The 6,967-nt window shown below is 62.0% G+C and carries 10 protein-coding genes; 1 reads left to right on the top strand and 9 read right to left on the bottom strand.

Features of this window, described 5'->3' with window-relative positions; translation table 11 throughout:
* A partial coding sequence (locus ABSE61_RS35720) for a hypothetical protein (RefSeq protein WP_423875867.1) occupies positions 1-211 on the top strand: 211 nt, incomplete at its 5' end.
* 50 nt (positions 212-261) lie between these two features.
* On the opposite strand, the gene ABSE61_RS35725 is transcribed toward ABSE61_RS35720, so the two are convergent.
* The 9 genes from ABSE61_RS35725 to ABSE61_RS35765 all read right to left on the bottom strand — a co-directional run.
* Positions 262-1,527 (bottom strand): methyltransferase domain-containing protein, encoded by a 1,266-nt coding sequence (locus ABSE61_RS35725; RefSeq protein ID WP_423875868.1) that lies wholly within the window; start codon positions 1,525-1,527, stop codon positions 262-264.
* Between the two features lie 61 nt (positions 1,528-1,588).
* Entirely contained in the window at positions 1,589-2,332 is a 744-nt protein-coding gene (locus ABSE61_RS35730) for an SDR family NAD(P)-dependent oxidoreductase (RefSeq protein WP_423875869.1), read from the bottom strand.
* Complete coding sequence (locus ABSE61_RS35735; protein ID WP_423875870.1) at positions 2,329-2,865, bottom strand: WbuC family cupin fold metalloprotein; 537 nt, start codon at positions 2,863-2,865, stop codon at positions 2,329-2,331. Before ABSE61_RS35735 ends, ABSE61_RS35730 begins: the two co-directional genes overlap by 4 nt.
* Positions 2,865-4,085: a class I SAM-dependent methyltransferase gene (locus ABSE61_RS35740; protein WP_423875871.1), complete on the bottom strand. Its 1,221-nt coding sequence runs from the start codon at positions 4,083-4,085 to the stop codon at positions 2,865-2,867. Before ABSE61_RS35740 ends, ABSE61_RS35735 begins: the two co-directional genes overlap by 1 nt.
* Positions 4,086-4,090: 5 nt before the next feature.
* A complete protein-coding gene (locus ABSE61_RS35745) occupies positions 4,091-4,753 on the bottom strand; it encodes a class I SAM-dependent methyltransferase (RefSeq protein ID WP_423875872.1) in 663 nt (220 codons plus the stop codon).
* A 24-nt stretch (positions 4,754-4,777) separates the two neighbouring features.
* Positions 4,778-5,206 (bottom strand): hypothetical protein, encoded by a 429-nt coding sequence (locus ABSE61_RS35750; RefSeq protein ID WP_423875873.1) that lies wholly within the window; start codon positions 5,204-5,206, stop codon positions 4,778-4,780.
* The gene (locus ABSE61_RS35755; protein WP_423875874.1) at positions 5,199-5,726 is read right to left on the bottom strand and encodes a phosphotransferase; all 528 of its coding nucleotides are present in this window, start codon (positions 5,724-5,726) and stop codon (positions 5,199-5,201) included. The genes ABSE61_RS35750 and ABSE61_RS35755 overlap by 8 nt, the downstream gene beginning before the upstream one ends.
* Positions 5,713-6,330 (bottom strand): HAD family hydrolase, encoded by a 618-nt coding sequence (locus ABSE61_RS35760; protein WP_423875875.1) that lies wholly within the window; start codon positions 6,328-6,330, stop codon positions 5,713-5,715. Before ABSE61_RS35760 ends, ABSE61_RS35755 begins: the two co-directional genes overlap by 14 nt.
* 43 nt (positions 6,331-6,373) lie before the next feature.
* Positions 6,374-6,967, bottom strand: a 594-nt coding sequence (locus ABSE61_RS35765; protein WP_423875876.1) for a zinc-binding dehydrogenase, incomplete at its 5' end; no start/stop codon positions are given.

A 6,967-nucleotide genomic window follows, 5' to 3' on the forward strand; every position in this document is an offset into this window, starting at 1 on the left:
CATACCCAAGGACTCTGTGGTAGTGGTGGCCTTCAACAACCCCGAGGCTTCGGCGAAAATGTGCGAGCGCTTAAAACAGTTGAGGCCCGAGATCGACTTTGTTGCGCCGCCGGTGGCTTCCCCGACTGTCATTGGATTGGCGCCAATGGGCGAGACGCGTCGCAATCGATCCGCTCACGCGGCAGTCGACCACATTTCAGTTGATGTTTAATCTGCATACGTGACGATTTATGATGGGTACACAGCCTGCCAGAGAACAATCTAGAGATAGTCGGCGCCGCCGCGATCGATCATCTGCGGCTCAGGCAGGGGAACAAGGAACTGGCCGCCGGTCTCAAGGTAAGCCTGGTTGCGCTTGAGGATCGGCTCGGCATAGATCCAGGCCAGGATCACGACGATATCCGGCCGTTTGGCGCCCAGCTCGCTTGAGGGCAGCACTGGAATATGTGCCCCAGGGCTGAAGCATCCCTGTTTGAGCGGATTGTCGTCCACGATGAAGCTGATCCGCTTCTCCAGCTCGAAATGATAGAGCAGGGTCGTCGTGGTCGTGGACGCGCCATAGGCGGCGACCGTCTTGCCTTCGGCAATCGCCCTGTCGAGCAGATTCAATACCTTGCGCTTGCGGCTCTCGATTGCGTCGAACCAGTCGCGATAGATCTGCGGCTCGGTGATGCCGCGCCGCTCTTCCTCGGCGATCAGCGCGGACAATTCGGCCGAGCGCGGCCGTTTCAAGGTCGATTTGGGCTGCGCGAAAGCCCGGATCGAGCCACCCTTAGTCCCGGTGCGCGCGACGTGAAAGAGAGTCATGTCGTGCCGGTTGAGAAACGTCTCGAGCGGGATCAGCGCGTGGTGGGAGACGTGTTCGTGATAGATGGTGTCGAACACCATGTTGTCGATCATGTCGACGATATAGGAAACTTCGAAGACGAAGGCGCCGTCATCGGCCAGTAACAGGCGGATGCCATCCACGACGTCGGACATGTCATCGATATGCGCGAACACATTGTTGGCGCAGAACACCGCAACGCTGCCCTGTTCGGCCCTGATCATGGCGGCAAGCCGGCTGGTGAAGAAATCGGAAATGGTCGGCACGCCGTCTTCCGTGGCACTGGCTGCGATGTTGCGCGCCGGATCGATGCCCCGCACACGCATACCTTCGCTCTTGAAGGCCTTCAGCAGCGAGCCGTCATTGCTGCCCATCTCGACGACCAGGCTGCCTTCGGGAATGCCGAGGCTCTCGACCACCGAACGGGCGTAGCGCTTGAAGTGCTCGACCAGTCCAAGCGAGACGGAGGTGCGATAGGTGTAGTCGCGGAATAGGACGTCGGGGTCCACGACATCGAGGTTTTGCAGGTGGCCGCAGTCGAGGCACAGGTAGCAGTCGAGCGGGTAGAGATCCTGCGGCTCGCTCTTTCGCGCGGCCGTGACGAAGGCATCGCCGATCGGCGACGGTCTGATCGGCAGAACGCGTTCGAGCGAGGCGGAGCCACAGAGGCGGCAATGGGTCCTGTGCTTCACGTGCTGCATGTCTTGCTGAATGTCTTGGCAGTCCTGGAATCGAAGATCTCGTGAAATGGCGGATGAAGTTTTACAGGTCAGTAAAGGTCCTTGCGACATCTTCTTGCCAGACCACCGAGAGACCGCCGTCGAGAAACAGGCATTGCCCGTTAATGAAAGAGGCACGATCGCTGCAAAGAAAATCGATCGCGTGAGCCGATTCTTGCGCCGTGCCCAGCCGGCCGAGCGGCACCACGCGGCGATAGACGTCCATCAGCTTTTCGTTGTTCTCGTAGAATGCGCGCGATTCGCGCTTCAGATAGGTAAACGGCATGATGGCGTTGACCCGTATGCCCTTGCGCCCGAGCGTTACGGCATAATGACGGACCATGGCGTTGAGGCCACCCTTGACGACGTGGTAGCCGACAGGCTGGGAGCTGCCGACGAACTCGGCGTAGGCCGAACTGACCACTCCGATCGCGCGGTCGCCGTGGTCGACGAACAGGGGCGCAAAACCCTCGATCAGATCGCGCGAGGCGGTCAGCTCCACCTGGATCTCGCCCGCCCAGGGATCGCCTTTCCCGCGATATCGCTGGCTCAGCACGAGGTAGCTGACGGGTCCGTGCGCATCGCAAATTTGCGTCGGGAGTTGCGCGAGCGCCGATGATTTTTCGAGGTCGGCCGCGACATGGCGCAGGCGCGCGCTCTCGTCAAAGCCGGCGGGCTTGTGCCGCGACACCACGCTGACCGAAAATCCGCGGGCAAGGAAGTTTTCGGCAACGAGGCGGCCGAGCCCCCTGGTGCCGCCGACAACGACAGCATGCTGTTGGCTCATGCGACCGTCCCCTGCAGCGCGGCCACGCGTCGGACAAGGTCGGCCTGATAGGCTTCGGCCCTCACGGTATCGGAATCGTCGGGTGCGAAGTCGGCGAATAGCGTCGCCTCGGGCCGGAACGGCCCGTTGGTGATTTCATGGACGATCAGGATGTCGCTGCGAATGACAAGGGTGTGGAAAAACGGCTTCGACATCCGGTAATAGAACGCTCGTCCGCTGCCCGGCGCGCCGAGCGCGATGACACGGTCGATCTCGCCGTCGTCGCTGAACACCACGATGTCGACATCACCCTCGATGATATGAAAGGCCTCGCTCTTGCCCGGATGCTTGTGCGGACGGATGTAGGAGGATTGATCGATGGCGATGATCATCTCATGCAGCGCATCCCCGCCGTCGGGATGCGCGTTGATGCGGGCGCGCCGCTTGGCGCTGGCCTTCACCGCGGCCTTGAGCGTTTTAATCTCGTTCTCGCCGACTTCGCAGATCGAGCCCTCGGCCAGAAACAGTTCCGGGGATTTCTGAACCAGCGTCATCACGCGAGATCCTTCATGATCGAATCCTCGAGCGCCGCATAAATCGACCTGAATTTTACCCCGCGTGCGGCGAGTGGCGCGAGCCTGGCCTGCACCTTCGCCTGCATGTAGGGCGCCACGGCGAAGAGGCAGGTCGTGATTCGCGCGTTTTCAAACAGCGCCTGCGAGCCTACCACGGGCACCCGAAAGCCTGGCGGAAAAAACCCGGCCTTGTCCGGGTCATCGTCGACCGCAAGTGCGATCATATCGGCGACGTCAAAGGCATTGGCAAACATGATGGCATGGTGGCCAATGCCGAAGAGAGCGATCCCATCTCGATATCGCCCCTCGGCTGCTGCCAGGCGCTTGCGCAGAAGCGTCCGGGTCGGCCCGAAATGGTCGCGATAGGCCTGGAACAAGATGGAGGAACCCGATATCCGCCCGGTCGTCTCCGAGGCGGGCGTATCCGTCACCTGCAGAATCGCGACCAGCGCATCTTCCAGCGCCCCGGGATAACGCAAAAGCTTCCGGACACGGAAACCGGCCGTTTCGGCAAGCCGGCGCAGCGAATCTTCGACGAAATAGCAGCTGTGCTCCTCCCAGAGGAAACCGTAGTCGCGCGCGGCAAGGAATCTGCTGCTGTCGGGGACCTCGATCAGCAAAAGACCATCGGGACTGAGAAGATGTTTCAATGCTTCCAGCGCATGGACTGGTGCTTGCGTGTGCTCGACGATATAGCGGCTGGAGACGAGGTCAAATGTCCCGAGCTGGGCCGCTCTCGCCGCAAGCCGCTGCGGGTTGAGGCCGGCCTGCCAGGTTTCGAGATAGGGATAGCGGCCTTGCGCCGAGGCCGCGTCGAGTTCGAGGGCTGCTGTTGAAAGGCCACGCGCGGAAAGCCGCGTCAGCAGCGGCTGCTCGAATGGCCCGGTGCCCAGCGCCCGGCGCGCCTGCGGGCGAAGCTCCAGCACCGCGTCAGTCACAGAATCGAGATGCCCCTCGGGTTCGCGGTAGCGAATCCACGGCAGTCGCGGCGCGAGCGCGTCGATCGGCGGAGTTTCGCGAAGCTGGATCAGTTGGCAGGTCTCGCATTCGACGATGTCGAGATTGACGAGGCGGTCGCTCGTTTCACCGTTCTTGAAGTCGTTGCAAACCGGAATTCGGCCAAGCGAAAGCAAATGCGTACCAATCACTGCCCCGCACAGGCGGCATTGAGGGGACGGCAGGCTTGCCGTTTCGGTCATTCGGCTCATTCAAAGAAAATGAATTCGTGGTCGCCGGTATAGCCAGAGCGCTTGTACTCGAAGTCCCATTCTTCGGGCGTATGGAAGATGCGGCAGGTGAGCTGCCAGTACATCAAATTCACCTTCTCGCGCTCGTTGCGATAGGCCTCGACGCAGAGATATTTCGCGCCGCGGCCGACGCGCTCGATCTCGCGCAAGCTCGCATCGAGGTCGTAGTTGTAGAGATTGTGCAGCGTGTTGATCGAGATCACGAGGTCGAAATGCTTGTCGGGCCAGGGCAGCTTCGCCGCGGTGCCGACCTGGCAGAATGGCTGGACGTCCTCCATCGTGTGCTCGACGCCGTAAGACGAAACGTCGATGCCACAGACCTCGATGCCGGGAATGGCCTTTCGGAAATCGTGCAGCAGAAAGCCCTTGCCCGAGCCGACGTCGAGCACGCGCATGCCCGGCTTGATGCCGTAAGCGGCGATCATGGCGTCCGCGACCTTGCGCCAGCGGCCGTCATATTTGTAGCCGCCATAGCCGGTTTCGCGGCTGCCATCCCAGTAGTCATAGTCGTATCTGATCGCCATCTCGGCGATCTCGGCCTTGTCACGTTGCGTGACGCGCGCGAGATAGTCGCGTTTGGTGGACTTGTGAATCAGGCCGACAAACTCACGATAGGCCATGAAGGCTCCTTGCTTCCTGTTGTGTCACGAGATGGCAGCCTCGATTTCGGCCATGCTGGCGTTGGCCTTGGCGAGCTGGTCCAGGTAGCGGGTCGCGCGATCGGCCTCACTGGCAAATGCCCGCCGCGCAGAATCGAGGGGCACAAAATCATTCAGGATGATGCAGGTCCATTTGACGCGATAACCGTTCAGCAGCAACCGGCAGCGTGCGATGGCCGCCGCGTCCAAAGCGAGCCCCTGCGCCATCCGGTCGATGAAGTGGGCATGATAGGCGAGGGGCACCGGAATCTCCGGCTGGCAGAAGAAGTCGGAGACGAGTTTGGCGGGATCGTCGAGCCCCGCATATTCGAAGTCGAGGAAGGCGAGGTGTCCCTTGTCGTCTACAAGCGCGTTGTGAAAGCCGAAATCCGATGGCGACAGGCAGCGTTCGTCTGCACCAATCGGCTTATTCATCGAAAGGCCCGCGGCGCGCGCGTCCGCTATAAGCCGCGACTTTACCGCAGCCCATGCCGGCAAGATGCGAAAGCGAGAAGCAGGCTTCCGATCCGGCCGCCAGCGCCGGGCGAGGGCGGTTATTGACCGCCAGCACGAAATCGATCGCGGCATCGACATGCGCTTGCGTCACTTCGGATGCGGTGAGCTTGCGTCCCTGGACAAACCCAAAGAGCCCTGCATGCTCCGCCGCATCGCAGGCGAGCGGCTCGGGAAGGTTACGAATGCCGCGCGACCACGCATGGGTGATGAAGTTCCACTCGGCGCCAAGCCGGTCGCGCGCGTCGCGGGGATCGCTGAAATAGAGCTTCAGAACCGACGCCGGGCCATTCTCGGTTTCAAGGCGGTAAACCCGGTTGTTGCGGCCGTCGGCAAGGCGCGTGAGGCTCAGCACGCGGCCGCGGGCGGCCTGTTCGGTCAGCCGGCGGGCGAGCGCCATGAGCCCTGCGTCTCCTTCAGCGAGCGCTTCAGGCGCGGTCACGGGTCAGATCCGCTGATATGGCAGCCCAGGAGATGTGACGGTCAAACCCGCCTGCCTCAGTTGCGAACTGGTTTTGGGGATCGAACAGGATCTTGCGCATTCGGGGCGGAAATCCACCCAGGCTGAGGATCTCCGGCAGGTCATCGATAAAGACGTCACAGGCAAGATCATGGGCGCGGGCGACCTTCTCGTCCTTGGTCAGTTCGAAGAAGACGTTTTCCGGGTCGATCTGGTCAGGCTTTGCGCCGGTCAGACCTCGCCCGACGAGGAAAGAGCGCGCTGCGGCGTGCATGTCATGCTTCGGCCCGAGGATCGGATGCTGGGTCTTGTGGCTGACGACAAAGAGATCGTGGCCGGCCCTTCGAGCGGCGCCGACGAATTTGACAAAACCGGGGTAGGGCGACACCAACTCCATGCGGGCGCCGTAGACATAGCCCTGAAGCTCAGTGAAGTCGTCCTTGCGGCCGGAGCCGTTCAGATGATCGCGGACGCTGTTCTTGTCGCGGGCAAGATCGGGGGGGATCAGCCCGCGCTCCAGCGCGGCCTGATGAAACACGCCGTCGTAACAGGCGATCGTGTTGTCGAAGTCGATCCCGATCCGCATGACCCGCGGTCCCTCACGTGCGTCGTGGTCCGAATCCACTCCACTAGCCCAGCGACATGTCGATCAGCGGACGGCCTACTTTGCCGGCCGCCAGGTCCTGGAGCGCCTGATCGGCCTCCGCGAGCCGGTAGGGTTTCGACAGGAGATCACGCACCGGAAAGCGATTGGACGCCAGCAGCCGGCCGTAGCGGCCATAGTCGCGGTCCGGAAAACTGTCGCCGCCCCAGGTTCCGAGCAGGCTTTTGCCCTGGTTGAAGACGGCAGGGTTGAGCGAGAGTGTCGTGCCGTGCCTGGCGTTTCCGATCACGACCGCGCGACCCCCCTGCTGGCGGGTAGCATTGATGGCCTGTTCCATCACGGCCGGAACGCCAGAAGATTCCACGGCCAGATCAACGCCTTGTGGCGCGATCTTCCTGATCTCGGCGAGCACGTCGGCGCTTGAGGGGTCGATCACATGGGTGGCGCCATAGATTTTGGCGAGCGCCCGGCGCGTCGGGTTGGGATCGATGCCGATCACCGGCATGGCGCCGGCCAACGAGGCCGCCATCAGCGCATTCAGTCCGATGCCGCCGGTGCCGAACACGGCGACCGCATCGCCGGGCTGAACTTTCAGAACGTTATAGACCGCGCCCATGCC

The organism is Bradyrhizobium sp., assembly GCF_049519115.1.
In the GTDB taxonomy this organism is placed as follows: Bacteria; Pseudomonadota; Alphaproteobacteria; order Rhizobiales; family Xanthobacteraceae; genus Bradyrhizobium.

Coding starts and splice junctions, on each gene's coding strand:
- ABSE61_RS35725 (WP_423875868.1), bottom strand. CDS start 1,527: ATGCAGCACGTGAAGCACAGGACCCATTGCCGCCTCTGTGGCTCCGCC.
- ABSE61_RS35730 (WP_423875869.1), bottom strand. CDS start 2,332: ATGAGCCAACAGCATGCTGTCGTTGTCGGCGGCACCAGGGGGCTCGGC.
- ABSE61_RS35735 (WP_423875870.1), bottom strand. CDS start 2,865: ATGACGCTGGTTCAGAAATCCCCGGAACTGTTTCTGGCCGAGGGCTCG.
- ABSE61_RS35740 (WP_423875871.1), bottom strand. CDS start 4,085: ATGACCGAAACGGCAAGCCTGCCGTCCCCTCAATGCCGCCTGTGCGGG.
- ABSE61_RS35745 (WP_423875872.1), bottom strand. CDS start 4,753: ATGGCCTATCGTGAGTTTGTCGGCCTGATTCACAAGTCCACCAAACGC.
- ABSE61_RS35750 (WP_423875873.1), bottom strand. CDS start 5,206: ATGAATAAGCCGATTGGTGCAGACGAACGCTGCCTGTCGCCATCGGAT.
- ABSE61_RS35760 (WP_423875875.1), bottom strand. CDS start 6,330: ATGCGGATCGGGATCGACTTCGACAACACGATCGCCTGTTACGACGGC.